At 40.7% G+C, this 18,288-nt stretch carries 7 protein-coding genes and 1 pseudogene; all 8 read right to left on the minus strand.

Features of this window, described 5'->3' with window-relative positions; genetic code table 11:
* Positions 1 to 229 (minus strand): annotated as a pseudogene (locus BM265_RS17685) (IS110 family transposase); the annotation flags it as partial.
* A 59-nt stretch (positions 230 to 288) separates the two neighbouring features.
* Positions 289 to 3,003 carry a DUF8208 domain-containing protein gene (locus BM265_RS17690; protein WP_074963283.1) on the minus strand — a complete coding sequence of 905 codons (2,715 nt, stop codon included), beginning with the start codon at positions 3,001 to 3,003 and terminating at the stop codon, positions 289 to 291.
* 89 nt (positions 3,004 to 3,092) lie between these two features.
* Positions 3,093 to 3,482, minus strand: coding sequence for a hypothetical protein (locus tag BM265_RS17695; protein WP_074963284.1), 390 nt, complete (start codon positions 3,480 to 3,482; stop codon positions 3,093 to 3,095).
* 20 nt (positions 3,483 to 3,502) lie between these two features.
* Positions 3,503 to 4,576, minus strand: a complete 1,074-nt coding sequence (locus BM265_RS17700) for a DUF3991 and TOPRIM domain-containing protein (RefSeq protein ID WP_074963285.1) — start codon at positions 4,574 to 4,576, stop codon at positions 3,503 to 3,505.
* Between the two features lie 12 nt (positions 4,577 to 4,588).
* Positions 4,589 to 5,035 carry a hypothetical protein gene (locus BM265_RS17705; protein ID WP_074963286.1) on the minus strand — a complete coding sequence of 149 codons (447 nt, stop codon included), beginning with the start codon at positions 5,033 to 5,035 and terminating at the stop codon, positions 4,589 to 4,591.
* A gap of 30 nt (positions 5,036 to 5,065) precedes the next feature.
* Positions 5,066 to 15,229, minus strand: a complete 10,164-nt coding sequence (locus BM265_RS17710) for a DUF6908 domain-containing protein (RefSeq protein WP_074963287.1) — start codon at positions 15,227 to 15,229, stop codon at positions 5,066 to 5,068.
* A gap of 121 nt (positions 15,230 to 15,350) precedes the next feature.
* The gene (locus BM265_RS17715; protein ID WP_074963288.1) at positions 15,351 to 16,151 is read right to left on the minus strand and encodes a septation protein SpoVG family protein; all 801 of its coding nucleotides are present in this window, start codon (positions 16,149 to 16,151) and stop codon (positions 15,351 to 15,353) included.
* A gap of 166 nt (positions 16,152 to 16,317) precedes the next feature.
* The gene (locus tag BM265_RS17720) at positions 16,318 to 17,928 is read right to left on the minus strand and encodes a PcfJ domain-containing protein (RefSeq protein WP_074963289.1); all 1,611 of its coding nucleotides are present in this window, start codon (positions 17,926 to 17,928) and stop codon (positions 16,318 to 16,320) included.
* Positions 17,929 to 18,288 lie beyond the last annotated feature (360 nt).

The following is an 18,288-nucleotide window of genomic DNA, read 5'->3' on the forward strand; positions in this document are numbered from 1 at the left end:
TAGCCGGCATAACGGTTTCTTTTCCGCTCTTTTCCATGATCCCGGTGATCCATTCAAAAAAGCCTGCGAATCCTTCTGCGTCATTTGTGAACACATAGGCCTTCTTTGAATACTCCATCCCTCTCCAGTCAAATGCTCTGGCATAGTGCTTTTCGCTGCCTACATCGATCCCGACAATTATTTTTTCTTCTCCTACTTGCAAAATCTTTTCATTTTGTGTATAATACATATAGAGGACACCTTTCTGTAGTTTGTATTACTAACTTTCGCATCGTCAGTATTTACATTCTACACTGAGGTGTTCTTTTTTGCAACCCCTTGATTTGTTTGGTTACAGGAAGCTCCATTTATACCCATTTCGCCCTTGTCACCCTTAGCGGATTCAGCAAAACTTGAATTGCCTGAATCAGTTTTTTCAGTGGTGACTGTATTAGTATTACTTGTTTCTGTTCCGTTTATAGTCGGGGCGCTTGTAGAGCCTGCATTGGATGATGTATTGTTGATGTTATGTCCAACGCTTGAGTTGCTTGTTGCCGCAGTATAAACGCCTTTAACACCATGGACCGCAGTTGAAACTGCACCCTGTGAATTTCTTGCTTCATTTTCTCCTGCCATATAACCTTTTCCGGCTCCAATTACTCCGCCGCCCAGACCGCCAAATGCTGTACCAAGACCTGAAGCAACATTAGATACTATCTTACTACCTACATTTTTATAGGAACCGTCAGAATTTGTGGTGGCTTTTTGGACTAAATTTTTACCAAAATCAGATCCGGCATTCATTCCTGAACGAATACCGGCTATTCCTCCCGCAACAGCAGCGGCAGCAGTGTTTCCTTTCTTTACGACATTACCTACTGTCCTGCTTGTATTGCTAACAGCACTGCCTGCGATCTGTGTTGCAGATCTGATCGACATTATAGCAGCTGCACCCGATTTAACGCCTGCATCAACACCAAGTATCTTAACAATAAGATCGGGTCCGTCGATGACAAACATAGCTCCTCCAACAGTGAGAGCTATCAGGACGGTAAACGGATAGTTCTTGTCCTGTGCAGATATCAGCACGTAGATATAAAGTCTAAGGATAAAAATAACAGCTATCATTACGATGTTGCACGATATAAGATTTTGTACAACTTGTTTTGCTCTACCTGAACCACTAAGATCAGATGCTACGACCAACGGTGCTACTATCTGTGCGAAAAGCAAATCAAAAAGCAGTCTTACGATCTTAACCATAGCAAAACACATACTAATAAGTGTAACCACAACTAAAATAAATGTAGGAAGGAAGTCAAGGTAATAGCAGTAGACCTCTTCATACCCATCAACGTATATCATCGCGTTAAGCGCCGCCGAGAATGGCTCATCTTTTTTTGCGGCTTCCTGCATTTCCTGCGTGTGAAGTGGTTCAAATTGCGCAACGCCATTGTCTTTCTTGTCTTCAACTATTTTACGATAGTTTTCTTCCATATTCAAATATTCGATGAGGCTGAAATTGGTTCCATATTGTTTAAGATATACCTTATTATCTTCAATTCTTCTTAATAGTTCCTCAACGCTACTAGGTGAGTTACCGATCAAATTATAGTAGGACCATTCAGCGGTAAAAACTTTATTAAATTCACTAGGAATATCATTACTCAGAGCAAGTTCATTCATATACTGAACCATTTGCACATTAATAATTGTTATGTAGTTAAATGCCGGACATTTATCGTACTGCCAATAGCTGCCCCATTGTGGGTCTTTTTGTGCTTCCTCCTCTGAATTATAACCGAACTTTTTGTAATTGTTTTTATCTATTCGTTCCCACGTCGATAAATAAGGAATAGCCTTTGGTGTTTTTTTGGTCATATCTACATTTGTGTAAATAGTATCACCCTCAAAAATCTGTGAATTGGGTATATACGATAAATTTTCTCCCCATCCACCGGTAGGTCTAAATCTACACCATACATCTTCACCTCTATCGGCGGTAACGCCGGATGCTACAACAGCACCGCCTACTTTAGTATACACAAAGGTCTTTCCGTTTGCATCATAACGCTCGACAATAAAATGATCGTCCTTGTTTGATTTTTCCCAGTATTCGTATGTTGAGAGTATTGTTGATAGACCGCTGTATTGTGATGTAGCATGACAAAACTCGCTATCAAGCAAAGTAAGCTTATCTTCCAGTGTGAGAGTCTCGTATTTTTTCTGAACGACAGCCGGAGCTCTTTGGTTTCTTCCGGTATCACTCCATTTTTTGTCAAAATTGGCATCATGAATCGTTTGGTTGATCGGTAAGCTATATATACGTTCCGGATTGCTTTTAAAGACGGCATTATCCGATGAACTGTACTTCAGCACCTTATTTTTTTTAACCGAATCCTTGACCCTAGTTATGCTATTAGCAAGCAAATTTTGACCTAATGTAGGGCTCGTTATTGTGGTATCCTCGTTTACAACTATGTCTTCATTAAACGAGCTTTTAACGCTTTTAACTCCACGGGTACGCAGGCTTGAAAATTGACTGACCAAAGTCGGTAAAGCTACCAGCAACATAATGGATACAAGCAGATTTCGGAAGAAGTCAGACAATCGCATCTTATCAGCATTAATCAGCAGCATAACTGCCGCTATAACAAGCGAAAGAGATACTAATGCCCACGCTACCGGGTATACTACTGATGTAATATTAAATTTATTTTTTATTAGAGTGTATAAATTTATATCTAAAAGGGTTGTAAGTCCTTTGTCAAACTCATCAATAGTAACGCACATAAACTTGAGTGTGTTGTACTCGACATACCTAATAGCGTTTTTTATACGATTGTTACCTTCAACGACCCGACCAACTTCATATTTTACGCCCCAGTCAATACTGTCAGTACCTTCGGCTGCTACATGAACTATCGGGATAACAAATACCACGATGATGAATACAGCTACAAAACATATAGACAGTATTTTCGCTTTTTTTGTGTCTATAGACACACTTTTACTTTTACTCATTTTTATATCCTCCAATCTATATTATGTGTGCTGCAAAAAGCAGAACATTTCTGCCCTTTACGGCACACATAATATGTGTGCCGCAGATTTTATCCCTGAAGTGAGCCTATAAGTCCAACGCCGAATGAAAGAACAGCGACACCAACAAGTATGCTGACTGCCATGCCCTTACCTTTCTGAAGTCCCTGACCGCCACCGGTAATGAATATGATACCGAGACACATTACGCAGAATGCGGCAAGACCATAGCCGATCAGTTTGACTTGTGCGGTAGCTTCTGAGATCCACTGAGTAATCGCACCCCAGCCGTCTCCACCGCCGCCCTGAGCAGAAAGTGTTGTTCCGATAGCTGTTTCAGTGTCAGCTGTTGTGATGCCTGCGGCAGATGATGAAAATGCAGAGCATACTATCATTGTGTATACCATTACGATAATGGCAAACATCTTCTTTACCGCTGTTGTTTTGCCTTTTGTTTTCATGATTAAAAACCTCCTTGAAGTTAGCGCCTAGCGCTTGTCCTGTTATATGTAACATCGTTATCGATGTTATCACTTTGAGTAACTGTTTTTTGCTGCTGTATATATTTGCACAGCACTTCATTGTAATCTTTGCTGTTCTTGGGTGTATGGATAGATACTTTGTATCTATCGCCGTATTTTTGCATTATATTTTTTGCACCCTCTCGTCCTGCCGCATCGCTGTCAAGGCAGCAGACTATCTCTGATATATTCGGATTTCGCGTGAGATAGGATTGAAGTGCAACATCGGAAACACCCAATAGCGCGAGTCTGTTTTGCCGTTTCCAGCAGTTATCAGTATCGCCTTTCTGAGATCCGACTATTTTTGCAATCGTAGCATGAGATAATAAGTCTATCGGAGCTTCAAACAAGTATACCCTGTTTATCTCGGCTTTTGGGTCACTCTTATTACATGGCACATTAAAGCTGTATTCTATCATACTTCCGGTAGTGTTACCTTTGTACGCTTTATCTGCATAAGTATTCGTTCCGCGCTGTGTTACGCAGCGAATGTTATTATTCTCGTCGTAACCGACGAAACAGGCATTGTTATGAGTATCCTGATAGATCAGTTTATCGTGGAATAGAGTACTGACTATATCAGCATCTATACATCTTGTAAGGGTAAGGTACATATATACGTTTTTGTAATTGCCATTCGTTTTTTCGGGTATATATAGCTGTTTTTGTGACGGTTCCTTACTCGTTGTTAGTGCTGATGTAGTTTTCTTGAATCTTGTTACAGTTTCGGTCTCAAGCGGGGAGAGCATCATACAAGCTTCCTGGAACGAAAGACCATCGACACGCTGGAGCCAGTCAAGAACGTTTTTTCCCTTAACATCGTGACTGTTCCATGCCCATGTACGGCGGTTAGGGTAAATAACCAAGCTGTCATGCTCAACGCATTTAAAATACGAAGAAGTCTGTTTAAAGGAAAAACCTTCTTTTCGTCCGAGAAAATCAATCATATCTATCGAACGCAGATTTTCCAGTTCATCATTGGTATAATGAACAAACTCTTTCCCTGAACCTATATACGAAATACGTTTAGGCAATCAGATCACCTCCTACATAGAATTGATACCTCTGAGGATATCGACCTTTATTCTTTTTATCCGATTTATATCAGATACATCGGATATATAGATATCATTTCTGCCGAGAAACGCGCTGTCTTTGCGGATCTGCATTTCTATGAGTTCGCATATATCCTTGTTGTTGATGTAGTATCGAGCAAGTTCCAGCCGATCAATAGTACGGTCCGTAACTATATCTTTTGATGTATGGTTGATTATCCTTACCTGACATAGATTTGAGTCTGAATATTTATTAAAGTTATTGATAGGATCCTTGCAGAACTCATCATAAGCATTTTCAGTAATGGATTTGTCATCAGCAAAGCGTTTCAGCATAGGTCCGTCCAATCGAATATATGAGAGCAATTCGCTTATCGGAAAGACAAATTCTTTGCGAGGTTTATCAGGATATCTAAACTGTATTATTATATTTTTCATATCATCACCCCCTAAAAAGAGGGACAAACGTTATCGTCTGCCCCTCGATGTAGTGTTGTTTTCGGTTTCATCAGCTGAGATAGCTGCCATTCTGTTGTCACTGTCATCACCAACTGCAAGTTCCAGTGACAGTTCCTTGTATCTGTGCTGTTTTTCACGCAGCTCATCTTCATGCGGGAACACATCGCCGCAACGTGTTTTGGCTACATTCAGATTCTTCTCGGTTTCTTTGAGTTTATCCTCATTTTCCGCAATGCTTTTATCTATCATGTTATCAAGTATGTTGTCGATGTTGTCAAAAACACCCTCATGACTTGTTCCCATAGATGTCCTGAATGTGGTTCTTCTGCGAAGTTCAAGGCTAATTATAGGTGTAGAATAATCACTTGTTATGCCTGTTTCGACAAGCAGCATTTTAAATCCTCTGTACTCACCTACAGCGATACCTTCTTGTGTGGCGATCTTTTTAAGACCTATCAAAGTTTTACCCGCTTCTTTTTTATCGGTAAACTCATTGCCGCGTATCGTACAAGTAAAGGACTCATTTTCAGCAGTAGCAGCAGCCTGCTTTTTATCGTCATACAGCCCAAGCAGTCTGTTGTTGAGAGCCTTTATCTCCTGCGGATAAGTTATCTTCGCTTTTCTCTGAGCATCATGCAGTTCCGTGTCAAACTGTGATTTCTTCTGTTTGAGTTTCTGAATATCGTTTTTCAGCGTTGCAAATTCCTTAATTCTCGGATCACCAAGTGACAGTGCCTTTATTTCGGCGTATTTTAGACTTGTATCATCAAAAGCTTCTATTTCATCCGAATGCAGCTTGCTTGTAAGCACCTGTTTTATCATTATCGACTTGCCCTCGATAGTCTGCCATCTGTAAGCATCGAATGTACCCTTGCAGCTGTACTTGAATTCAAGGATCTGTCCATCGCCTATATCAGCGCACTTGTTACCCTGTCTTTCACCTCTTCCGTTTCTCTGGTCGTAGTCACTCGGTCTCCACGGAATATCCAAGTGGTGGATAGCGTACAGATAATCCTGTATATTAGTTCCCGCACCCATTTTCTCTGTACTGCCGAGTATTACCCTTATATCTCTGTTTCTGACCTTTTCAAAAAGTTTTTCTTTTTCCTCAGCGTTCTTAGCATCATGGACGTATGCTATTTCTTCCTCCGGGATACCTTTTGCTATCAGCTTTTTCTTGATATCGTCATACAAGCTAAAAATTCCATCGCCTTTTGGAGTAGAAGTATCGAGGAAAATCACCTGTGTCAGCCTGTTTTCATTTGTGTCTGTATATACCTTAAACACATTTTCCACACAGATGTTGATTTTGCTGTTCGGATCATCCGGATAAGATGGGTCAATCAATCTCTGATCGAGGGCGCACTTACTGCCATCGGTTGAGATCAACAGCATATTGTCAACATCTCTGCCGACTTCCTTGTTGTGTACTCTGTCAGCACGTTCTCCACACTCTTTTATAAATGCTTTCTGTATCTCCGTTGGTTCAGTAACGACTACAAGAGTTTTGACCTTTGGTGTTTTCAGATCGAGGTCCTCTTTCATTTTTACATCTGCACAAGTGTGGAAGTCCGTTTGCAGGAGAGTGACGTTCTTGTATTCCTTAAACTTGGTTATCGAACGGAATGATGTTCCGGTTGGATCAAGTTCAAGATCTGTTGTAAGTCTGCCGTAGTCTGCGATCCACGAATCAAACGATGAGTATCCTTTTTCTTTCAGGTATGAGGGAGCAACATATCTCATTGCTGTATATAGTTCTGTCATCGAGTTTGAGATTATCGTACCTGATGCAAGGACTGTACCTCTGTTCTCTCCGTTGACTTCTCGCAGATAGTTTGTTACGAGCAGGAGATTTTCAGCCATTTTTGAGCCTGTTGAAGTGATACCCTTGATGTTGTTTAACTTTGTATTGGTATAGAGATTTTTGAAGTTATGGGCTTCATCGACAAAGATATAATCTATGCCTGTTTCCTCAAAGTATATATTTTTATCTCTGTCCATTATGTAGTCGAGAGCATCAAGTCGGTTTTCAAGCTGTTTACGTCGTGTAACTGCCGCTTTAGCACTAATGCTGCCGCGCTGTTCTTCTTCTATGGCAATGCACTGATCTATTTCTTGCTGATAGTACAGCGCTCTTCTGTTTGGCGAAAGCTGTACCTTTGCAAATACTGAGTACGGCATTATAACCGCATCCCAGTCACCTGTTGCAATACGGCTTGTCATTTTCTGCCTTTTTGCTTTATCACCTCCGTTGATAGCCAGTACGTTAGCTTCAGGGTATAGTTTTGTGAAATCCGCAGCCCACTGATTTACAAGGTGGTTCGGCACTACGAATAATGGCTTTGTTGCAAGTCCTGTCCTGCGAAGTTCCATAGCCGCAGCAGTCATTTCAAATGTCTTGCCGGCACCGACTACGTGTGAAAGTATCGAACTGCCGCCGTAAAGCATTCTTGCAACTGCATCTTTCTGATAATCTTTTAGTGCTATGTCTGAATTCATACCGTCAAAAGTCAAATGAGAACCGTCAAATGTTCGCAGTCTGTATACATTGAAACGAGCATTGAAGATATCTTCAAGCTCTTGCGCTCTATACGGGTCAGCGAATATCCAGTTTTCAAACATTTCCTTAACCGTATCCTGCTTGTTCATGGCTTCTTGTGTTTTTTCCTGATCGACAACGTAGTGTTTCTTGCCATCGGCTCCGTCCTCAACGTGTCCCACCTTTGCATTTCTCAGATTCAATGATGCATCGACCAGTTTCAATGCATTCATATCCTTTGTACCATAGACACTGCAACACAATTCTCGCCAGTCACCCATGTTAGTATTATTTACGTGCCATGTTGACGATGCAAGGTCATGTTCTACGGTTGTGTCTACATCCAGTTTTTCGCGTATGAACTGTTCAATGTATTTTTCGGGGATCCATGAACTGCCCAGCTGTGCAGAGATCCTGCCGACAGGTATCCTTTCGGGCTGTACCTTTTTCAGCATTTCTACGTTTATTGCATAATCGGGGGATACAGCACTGTATCCCTCTGCTATGCGCAGTTTGCGGGCTACATTACCGCTGAGATATTCATCGGCAGTTTCCCAACCGCTTGTAATATCGCTTTCCATCACCTTTTCAGGATCCCTGAATATATATGTGCCGTTCAGGTCCTTTATACAATCTTCGATAGGCTTGTCTACGAGTGAAGAAATGTATTCAAGGTCAATACGGGCTTTTGTGTTAAGGCATACCGAGTATGCATCAACTGTTGTATCACAGTGAGTTATCTCAATCGCCCTTGAAACTGTACGTCTATTAAATATAGCAGCCTTTACAAGTTTTGTGCTGTCATCTTTATCCTCTGTTTCCAGGGCGTGAAGATTATAGAAATCGTCGGAATTTTCGATAACTTTTCTGATCTTAGCTTTTTTACGTGTTGTGAAAACATCACGAACAGGACCGTATTTAGCTGTATAGCTGTCATACAGATTATTCAATCCTTTTTGCGCTTCAATAAATTCTTCATCGCTTCTGTGCTTCTGCGTATAAAGAGTTTCTTTGTACTGGTCAATTAGTTTTATCAGTGATGTCAGCATATCTTTTTCTTGCTCACTGAAATCTCTTATATCAACTTCTGCCAGTACAGAGCCTTCCTTGAAGAACGGTCTGGACTTATACATTCGAAATGTATGGTTACGCATATCGGGATCCGCTTCATACTGTTCGCGAATCGAAAGCCATTCAGCATCTTTGTTTTCCTCAGTTATTGTTGGCTGAGGTCTGCTTATAGTCTGAACTGAGATCGTTGCTTGCAGATTCTGAATAGCCTTATCTAATGCCTGTTCAAGTGTTTCACCTTCATTCTCTCGGACAGTAAGTGTATTACCGTATCTGCCGCTTGTTTCAAGAACTGTTCCGCAGACCATTTCGGGGTGATCTATGAAATACTGATTTATAGGCAGACCGTAATATGTTTCGCGGTCAACTTCAAGCCAGTCTTCATAGTCTGCATTTGGTTCTGAACGCTTTTGCAGGAAAAGGATATCTGCGACTGCATTTGTTCCGGCATTTTTTTCAAATGCTGTGTCAGGCAGCCTTATAGCACCAATCAGCTTTGCTTTGTTGCTGATCTCTGTTCGTACCTTTGCGGACACCTTATCCATTGTACCAGATGAAGTAATTACTGCAACTACACCGCCTGCGCGTGTCAGATCGAGGGATTTCAGTATGAAATAGTCATGTATCAGGTGATTTGACTTGTTATACTTACGGTCCGTCACGCTGTAGTTTGCAAACGGTACATTACCTATTACTACATCGAAGTAATTGTCTTTAACATCAGCATTCTGAAAACCAGTAACTTGTATTTTTGCCTGCGGATAAAGCTGTTTTGCTATACGTCCCGTGATACTGTCTATCTCAACTCCGGTGAACTGATAGTTAGCCGCCTTGTCTGACGGTACACAGCCTAAGAAGTTACCGATACCGCAGGAAGGTTCAAGCACCTTGCCGCCCTTAAAGCCGAAGTTTTCCAGTGCAGAATACATCTTTTTTATTATTACGGGGCTTGTAAAATGCGCGTTTACCGTAGAATTAAGTGCTGCATTGTATTCCTCCGGTGTAAGCAGATTTTTCAGTTCTGTGTATTCATTCTCCCATGAGCTGTTATTTTGTTCAAAAGCTCCAGAAAGTCCGCCCCAACCGACGTAATGTGCAAGCACATCCTGTTCTTCGACTGTTGCCTGCCTGTCCTCGGCTTCTATCTGTTTCAGCAGTTTAATAGCAGCAATGTTTGCCTTGTATTTTTCTTTCGGTGTACCAACTCCTAACTCATCATCTGTAATAGTATAGTTCTGAGGTCCGTTGACTACCGCAGCTGCTTCAACTACAGATTTTGCTGCTTCAGCATCATATTCAGATATGAATACGTCAAGCGGTTCAACGCGAGTTATTGGATACCAGCCGGTATGCTGATCGAGAAGATCTATTTCATTGTGTTCGGGCTTGATAGCCGTTACTGTATAGGTCCTGTCCTGATACTCTATTTCAGCACCGACTTTTACAGGCACAACGGGAGTATTTTCCTCTGTGAACACGGGTGTTCCGAAGATGGAAAGCTGAACTGCATCATTTTGAACAGCATCATTTTTATTACGCAGAACTATGTACTCATCATCGACTTCATCTAAGCCGAGAAAGTCCAATGCAGCATCCTCTGCTTTTTGTGTATCATCTTCCACGATGTCATAGGTAAGTGCTACCTTTGATATGGCATCCTTTACTCTCTCAGGGAGATCGGGTTCATCCCACTTGACAGCTATGCGGTTTTTACGGTCGATCTGAGCAACTACCTTGTATTTCTTTGTATTTTCGTCGATAGTTGTTTTGTCAAATGCTTCTCCGCTGTAAATGCCGATAGCGTATCCGATGTTATCGGGAACAAGTGTTCTGGTATGGTCGGTGTTATCAATGAAATCAGCTATAAGCTGTTCGCGACTGTCATTATCAGCTGTGACCTGAATATCGTATTCGCCATTCAGGAATTCAGCTTTTACATTCTCAAAATCTTCTGTTCCCTTGTCGATTATGGTCTGAGAACTGTGATCTTCAATGTAGTTGATGAATGTTTGATAGCCTAATTTGGTACGTCCACCCGCAGCACTCATTACCTTTACAGCTTCATTGATGTCAAATTCGGTTATGGTCATTTCGATGAACTGTCCGTTACCGTCATTTCCATCTTCGTTGAAGTAATTCCAGTAAACTACACTACCGTTACGTTTTAATTTGTCGATACCGATTATATCGCTATCAATGTTTGGTGTAGCTTCATTTTCGTGCATCAACTCAGAGTATGTTGTATCAAGTACGATCTCATCATCGTAATTTTTTATGCGCACAGGTTTGTAACCCTGATGTGAGATGTTCGCAAGCCATTTTTCTACGAAGTTATTGCAATCGTCCTGGTCAAATAAACCGCTGGTATAGCTTTCATAGATACCAAGACTTGAGTTTTCAAAGCTTATTGCCTGCGCAGAAGTAGCATCGACCTTAATAACAACATCGGGGTCATACATCAAATCGCCGTTCTGGTCATAAAAATGCATTATGGAGAAAGTATCTTCCGAAAGCCATTCAAGGCTTAACGGTTCATAAGCATCCCCGGCTTCCATTCGCATATAAGCGTATTCTTTCTGCATGAACTCAGGGAACAGTTCATTAAATGCTTTGAGGTTTCGCTGTGCTGCACCATATTGCATTACAGTCAGCTCATTATCAGACGTATCAGCAGATATTTCAGCTGACATTTGTTCTATTTCACGGATTGAAGCATTATGCTTTTCTTCCAGTTCACTGACATTGAACTGTTCGTAAAGTTCCTGAAAGTCAAGAACTGAAAGTACATCTTCGTTGAACGAATGAAGATCATCGTATTTTTCTTCTTTGTAAAGTTCATTGTCGACATAATAACGCAGTGTATGATCCATAAGGTCTGCGTATACTTGAAGTTCCAAGAAGTAATTCTCGTCAAGATCAACAGTGGTGTATGCTATGCCGACTTTGTGAAGATCGGTAAAATCATCACTGCCACCACCGTACTCGCTTTCCCAAAAGTTTCGGATATTCTCTTTTGCCTTTTCAAGTTCTTCCTTGTTTTTAGCTTCAAAAAGCTTCTGCTGAATGAGCTTTTCCTGTTCCTTTTTATCTTCCTCTGAGATAAACTTGTCTATTTTGATAAGGCTGTCTATTCTTACAACAACGTTTTTCCAGTTCATTGTGGCTGTGCAGCCTTGCCACTCATCGTAAGCAGGGGAGTGAACTATGGTATAGCCCTTTTTACCGTAATAAAAATTTGTATTCCTATCGCCAAATCCGCCGTCTGAATATAAGTTGTTCAGGAATTTAACCTTATCTTTTGTGGTGCGTTCTTCATCGTCAAAATAATCTCGGATCTTGAATTTTGTCTGATAGTTAAAATGCTGTATTACACGATTTTTTTCATCTTCAGAAATAAAGAACGAAGGTATGAACTCAAAATCAGGGTCAGCTTTGAATTGTCTGCGCTCGATAGTGAGGTCTTTCAGACGTTCCAGAGTTTCACGAGGTCTATGGAAATGAAAACGGAGTATATCTCTGTTCTGCTCATAATCATTTACAAACTTTGTCATGCCTGAAATGTAGTCTTGCAGTTTATCGCTGTCCATAAGATCATTTTTTATTCTCTCGGCACTGTCAGGAAAACCTCCTTTGAACATTTCATCCGGGATAAAATACTGATATATTTCTTCTGCGGTATCTTGATGCAGATACCACAATTGGTCTGCGATATCCTTTATTTCCATTTCAGCTGCACGATCTATAACAGCCTGTGAACAGAACTGACCTTTTTCGATCAGCTCACCTACTCGTGCAGCAATTAAATTCCATGGTGCAACATTGTACATTTTTGCGTTAAGTGCGCTTTCGCCTGCACCTACCCACAATCTTTCTCTGTCCCACCAAGATGAGATCAGTTCACTCTCTGAATATACATAACCTCGACCATTACCCTCGGAACGAAAACTACTATTAAACTCCCGGCTGAGAAACTCGCCGTTTTCCGCATCGGACTTGCCTTTTTGGTACTGCGCAATAATACGCTCCAGTGTTCCTTTTGTGGCACTGCCGCATCTAAGAACATAGTTGACCATATCATCGGTTACATTGAACATTGGACGCGTATCAATTTCAGATGTATCCTTTCGGCTTTTTGGCTTTGTTGTGGCAGCCATTGTTTCGGGTTCACCGAAAAATGAAAGCTGTGCAGCAGCATCTTCCTGTACGTTATCTTCAACCGTTTCAGGTGTATCAATTATCTGAGTGTCAAGATATTCACCGCGTTGCATCATATCAGCGAATAATGTTACAACATCTTCCCAAGAATAGAAATTCTCGGCTGTGTGGGACATATAATTACCTTCCCAGATGCAAAGACCATCCTCGAAAGTTTTGTAGCCCATGGTCTTATCTTCGTCGGTGGAAAGCTGTGAATATTCTTCGTTTATAGCTTTGCGGATAAACTGTTCACGTTCTTTGGCATTTGCATGAGTTTCAAAGAAATCTGCAATTTCCTGTCTGTTATGATGATAGAAACGATCATGCCGTAATACAAAGAAAACATCATTGTTATCAGCTATCAGCGGAAGTCCGGACGGTATATAGTGAGTGAGTAGTTTAGGATCCAACACAGGCTGTATACCCTTGATCGGATTATCTCTTTTCAGTTCCCACAGTATCAGCTTTTCTTCTTCTGTCAGCTCGGTATTAGCTTTCAGATACGGTATTAAAATGTCAACTGCATTTTTGGCTGTGTTTTGACTTTCTTCTGTATTGTATGGATATGGTTTCTGACGGATTATCTCAGTCTGAAACTGCTCAATATGGTCGATTATAGAGCCGCCGCCTGTTCCTTTACCGTCACCTATATCATATCTTGCCTCATAGGAAAACTGTTCTCCGCTTATTGTAGCAGTAACGGTAAACCATGTTTTCTTGTACCAGCCAACTTTGTTGTCCTTATCGGCACGTTCTAAATGCTGTTTTTCGTCAAGATACTCGATTACGGCATTTGCAAGCGCGAAACTCATATCGTTTCCGTTATGCTCATTTCTGTATTTGGTTATGAGATCGTCAAGCAGTTTGCTTTCTGTTGTCAGTTCGGGATCGTTTTCTGTTCCGAACTTAATGGTAATGCTGTCAGGGAGAACATCTTTTTTATTCTCCGGGATATTATCATTTATAATGATAAATCCTGCATCACGCAGTCTTTGAGTGTAGTTATCTTTCTCTTTATCAGGAAAGCCGCACATAGCGACTTTTCCTTTCCTTGAAAGATAAAGCCCGAGTGCTTCAGAAGCAACCCGGGCATCATTATCGTACATTTCCCAAAAATCTCCGACCTTATGCAGCGTAAGCGAGGTTTTTTCTTCCGCTGTATCATCTTTTTCTTTGGGTGTTATAAATCTATCCTCACGGATAAGTTTATCTATGGTGTTTGTTACGGTCTGCCAATCATAGGACAGATTTCCCGCATTATCATCAATATTGTATCTGACCACGAAACAATCATTTCTTGCAAGATATGCGCTGATAATATCATCATTTGTCGAGTTATAGCTTTTACCTTTGTAATTAGTCCTTACATAAGAGGTCAGAGCATTTACACTGATATTACCCGAAAACAATGCATTGATACGTTCTTTGTTGAGAGAGCCGTTGTCTATCATAAGTGCAGTTTCAAGTATTTCTTGCTGTTTTTCGGCAGTTAAGCCGCTATCTGATACTTCAGATACGGGCTGAACAGTAACCACACTTTTATTTTGCTGAATAATATCATCATTGTTATTGTCGGCTGTGACATTTTCAAGTGTTTCGGGTACAGTATACTTCTTTTCTTCATCTTCTGCCGTTTCAACAGTAGTTTCCTCAGAGATTTCCTCGTCATATACTGCATCGGTAATATCTTCAAATTCGCTAAGTTCTTCGGCTGTAAACATGACATTTCTGCTGCGTTCTTCTATCTGTTCCTTTGTTACAGAAGATACTGTCCTTTGAGCAGCTTTAAGCATTGACCTTGCATATATCGCGGTAATTGTAGCTGTAAGATTAACTTCTTCATCTGACAATGAAGTTATAGCAGATAAGTCGAGATGTGTTTCATTCTTATCAATGCCAAGTCTTTCGCAGATAACATACGTAGTAGATAAAGCCGCAATTTCCCTTACATTCTCATTAACAACACCGGAAAGTGACTTGTCTTTTGACATCATTTCGCAGAGGAAATCACAGATGTTTACAGAGAAGTCATTTCCATTATCGAGCATAACATTATCTGTTATGTTCATGGCGTTGAAATGGTCATAATAAAAGGGAATGTGACCACTTGTAAACTGCCATTTTCTTACGGACGCGCCGTTTGTATCCTTAATGTCATAGCGTATATGTCCGTCACTAAAAATGAAACCTTTAGCTTTGGGATTTATAAATCTGCCCATTCTGTTCCATTCTTCCAGTGTGGCAACAGCAGTTGCGGTAGGTTCTGCGGAATACACTTTGAGGATATCCGCAAAACCGTAAGAATACATATTAGATGAAAAGCTGAGATAATTCTGCCAGTTTTCAATTGAATTATTTAATCTCATTATTTATATCCTTTCGCAACAAAATCTCCCGTAGGAGTGATTATAGCTTTGTTTCCCTAGGGAGTAACGATTAAAGTTTGTGCTTATTGTTTTGAGTTTTTATTCTCCGAGAGAAAAGAAATTATCTTCCGCGTCCGTACTGCGGTGTTATATCTTCAAAACCACTGAATGGATCGTAGTCGGGAATGGCAGCGGCAGCACTCTGCTGATTATAGTTGTTCTGCTGCTGTTCGTATGCATAGCTATTATCCTGTGCCTGCTGTTTAGCATGAAGACTATCTAATACAGCATTGGTCAGCTTATCGTAGGCTTCACGGGTGTTCGGGTGGAACAAATCGCGGTAGTCTATCTCCGGCTGTCCGTCTGCGCCTATCACTATCTGCTTTGTTTCGGGATCATATTTTTTGGTGCGATAGCTTGGCAAATCAAGAAATTCGCCCTTGCTGCCCTCTTTGACCATTATACTGTCGAGTTTAAAAGCATCACCGAATGTTACCGAGCCGATTCCGACAAGGTGTTTTGACTGATCACTGTGCAGGTTGACGTTGATCTTGCTCATCTCAAATTGAGTATTACCGAGGATATTGAACTCGGCATACTCTCTATCGTTTGCCCTCCAGCGCTCCATTATAGCGTTACACAGTTCAGTACGTGCAGCGTTATTTACAGGGTGAAGGACCTCTGTAAATTCTTTTTTCGGATTGCCGTTAGAATCGTACACCGGAGAACCGTTGACCTTTGCATTACGTGCAACGGTCGGCAGGCTGACGTACATTCCGTTGGCTGACTCTCTGATGGTTATACGTTCGAGCATATACTCATCACCATTGTCGTTCTGGAACTTGACTGATGCAAAACCTCTTGTGTTGTTGGTATCTCCCGCAGGCGGGGTATACCTGGACGCGGATACTTGGATTCTCAATAGAAAAACCTCCTTTTAAATTATAATTTTATAGCAGACCGTATTATCTGCTGAATGCCTGCGAATAATAATGGGGGAGGGGGAGTGTGTCTATAGACACAGTTTCGCAGACATTCAGCAAACAAGCCGCCTTTTTAGGGGCGGCAGGCTGCAGGGGAATATTCATTTATTTGGGCAGTTCTTCACTTTTTCTGTAAATCACAGTGTTTAGAACATCGTTTACTGCTGCAACATCATTTTTCAGCTGCTTGACCAGCTTACTGCTTGGTGTTTGATTACAAGCCCTGAAACACTGTCTTACTACATATTTACTGCCATATTTCACTATCTCGATGGTATGTCGCTTGCCATCATAGACAGTGGAATAGATCATACACCTGTCACTGGTTATATCTTTGGCATAACTATAAACACAGTTTTTCTGACTTTCGGCTTCTTCACAGAGCCGTTTCTCGTTACTTATCAATTCATAGTTTTTGGGCAGATTGTCTATCAGAGTTCTGAACTTAGTATCCTTTTTCACTTTTACCGTTGCCTTCTTAATTTGCTTTTTTATCTCGTTTCTACGATGTCTGTCATTATGTGCATTTATAGTCTGATTAATTGGCAGCAGTTCGATTTTCTTTGCTTCATATTCTTCCTTGAGAGCATCTTCCAAAAGTGAAATATTATTGTTGTACTTAGCATAATCTTCTGAGTAGATCGCATTATGTAGAATAAAGGTATACTTATAGCGTGATCTGCCAACGTGTGTCACTCGAGGTGGAGTTACACACTGCATCGTTCTTGCAATTGCTGCATCGGACAATCTGCATTTCAGCTTTAAAAGTAAATATGTCAGATTTACGTTTTTCTTATTCCAATTGCCCTTCAAAGGCATTTTGTAGTGATTTTCAAAAAGTTCCTGCTTGGTTCGGTACTGCCCGACTTCATCTAACGTAAGTGGCAATAAAAGCCCATTTGAAAGCTGATAGTCACGGTACAGATCTACAAATAACTTCGTGTCGTATCTATCGCAAAGATAATCGATCACCGATTTAGCCGAGCTTATGTCTTCCTCGCTGTGTCCGATTGAAATTGCTTCAAACAGATCTCTCAGATATAATGGTGTGTATATGAAACTACCATCACGTTTTTTTCGACCTTCCACAAAGGTTGCTGTGTTATAATAGAATATGATTATCTTTTCCTTACGGCTCTCATTTTTTGTAATTATTCTTCCGTTTTTGATGGTAACTCCATAATAAGGAACGTAATTTATAAAAATGCCTTTAGGCTCTGTGTGTACGGTTCTTGAAATTCCTTTGTAATATACGGTCATATCATAACCGCTTTCTGCAAACTGTATAATATCATCAGGCAGGGCATTAGTTGATGTCAGATTAAACGGAAGTCTTTCCTCAACATAATATTTGGCAAGCTCATAGTACCTTCTTTCTTTTATGCAACTGTCTAAGTCATTTTCAGAACGTATTTCATCGAACATTTCATGAAGAAAATCCTCAGCTTCACCATCTTTAAGTGCATCTGTCACTTTGATGACGGAGTCTGCAAACTCCATCAATTTGAAATTATAGTATTGGTTATCTAAACAGTACTTGTTATGCAGTTCTGAAATATATTTGAATAAGTACGGAGCCCCTTTTTCTTTCAGAGAACGCATAAGCCTGATATCGGATATACTCTTACATGGAAAATCCTCAGTTGTAAAGTATTCAGCAATTTCTTCCTCGGTGATATTATCCCTGAGAAGTGAAAGAGGAATATCATTTTTCATATATTCAAAGAAATGTACGAAGTCCCAATCTTCGACTTTAATTAATGCCTTTATCCACTCCTCAAAATATCTTGTAAAATCTCGTAAATACTCGCGAAATCTCAGTATTTCATAAAGTTATGTTCAAGAAATGAACCAAGTTATGGATGATCCAAAGCATTGAATGCCGGATTTAACGTTATCAGGGTATAGCAAACAAAACGTCTTGAGAGATCTGTTTTGACAGCCTTGATGCGACCCATATCCGTTACGGCAGCAAACCTCCTCTGTCCAACGGGATCATTCGTCACGTGAAGTCCCAACTTCCTTCGTTCTGCCTATCCATAACAGGGCGTCGGCGCAGCTCCATTGCGAGGTCAT

Source organism: Hominimerdicola alba (assembly GCF_900112155.1).
Classification (GTDB): Bacteria; Bacillota; Clostridia; order Oscillospirales; family Ruminococcaceae; genus Hominimerdicola; species Hominimerdicola alba_D.

What these genes read in the sequence shown, in the direction of transcription:
- BM265_RS17705 (WP_074963286.1), bottom strand. Translation starts at nt 5,035, where the DNA reads ATGAAAAATATAATAATACAGTTTAGATATCCTGATAAACCTCGCAAA.
- BM265_RS17690 (WP_074963283.1), bottom strand. Translation starts at nt 3,003, where the DNA reads ATGAGTAAAAGTAAAAGTGTGTCTATAGACACAAAAAAAGCGAAAATA.
- BM265_RS17695 (WP_074963284.1), bottom strand. Translation starts at nt 3,482, where the DNA reads ATGAAAACAAAAGGCAAAACAACAGCGGTAAAGAAGATGTTTGCCATT.
- BM265_RS17720 (WP_074963289.1), bottom strand. Translation starts at nt 17,928, where the DNA reads ATGAAAAATGATATTCCTCTTTCACTTCTCAGGGATAATATCACCGAG.
- BM265_RS17710 (WP_074963287.1), bottom strand. Translation starts at nt 15,229, where the DNA reads ATGAGATTAAATAATTCAATTGAAAACTGGCAGAATTATCTCAGCTTT.